Raw genomic sequence first — 945 nt, forward strand, 5'->3', positions numbered from 1 at the left:
ATGCGGCACCCAACCGGTGACGGCAATGGATTCTTTCTTGTTTTCAGCGCGGGTCAGCTCGACAATCATACCGGCGCCGGAACTCGCCTGAAGTTTGTAGCCCTCCAGGCCGTAATCCTTGATGGCCTGATCGGTCTTGATCATCACGCCTGAACCGGCGTCGATGCCGACAATCGTCTTCTTGAAGGAAGCATCGGTCTTCAGATCGGCCAAGGAGCTGGCTGTGACGTCGTCCGGCGATCAGGCCGGTGTTCGCGTGCTGGAAGTTCGGACCGTGGTCGGTGGCCTTGTGCTTGTTCTTGGCCCGGTTTCCACCGTGGGTAACGGGCAGCCAGGCGGACAGCATCATGTACAGCTTACTGGTGGCAATGCTCTGCCACAATGATCCCGGCGGCCATGGGCTGGTTTTACGGGATAGCCCCAGTTTTTTTGCTAAAGGCGGCGCTAGAGTCCAATTATTAGCACCTTCAGACCCGTCGATAGCTTACTTAGACATTCTCATATCGGTAACCCTTATGGCATTGCCTGAATTCGCGCACCCAAATATGGCGTAGCCAATAAAGCTGCCTTCTGGGGCCGTATATTCCACTGTGTCCGGAGTAAGATCGACAAGTGCTCTTGTCTGACAGGTCGCTAACACACGCCTGGCCTGATCATAAAAAGTAACCCTTCCATAATTGGCTGGACCAACGCCCCAATTCGCACTCAGGACAAATTGCATCTTGACCTTCTTCCAGCCAGTATTGAATTTAACTTCAGCACTTTGCAATAGAAATTTTTGAAGACCTGAACCCAAAGTCGCAGAACTACCAACAGTTACATAAAAATAACGCTCATCAACTGTATTTCTCAACGAAAAATGCTTCAGCTCCTCCAAGACTGTATATTCTTGGCCAAATGTTACGTCACGATAAACGCCCGAAAAATCCTCATGCACCTCGTCCC

General features: G+C 51.2%; 1 protein-coding gene and 1 pseudogene. Both read right to left on the minus strand.

All coding sequences use genetic code 11. The features are described 5' to 3' along the window. A pseudogene (locus N5D61_RS26410) lies at positions 1 to 388 on the minus strand (glycine betaine ABC transporter substrate-binding protein); the annotation flags it as partial. A 96-nt stretch (positions 389 to 484) separates the two neighbouring features. Next, a partial coding sequence (locus tag N5D61_RS26415) for a hypothetical protein (RefSeq protein WP_279894761.1) occupies positions 485 to 945 on the minus strand: 461 nt, incomplete at its 5' end.

This window comes from Pseudomonas sp. GD03842, from assembly GCF_029841165.1.
Taxonomy (GTDB): domain Bacteria; phylum Pseudomonadota; class Gammaproteobacteria; order Pseudomonadales; family Pseudomonadaceae; genus Aquipseudomonas.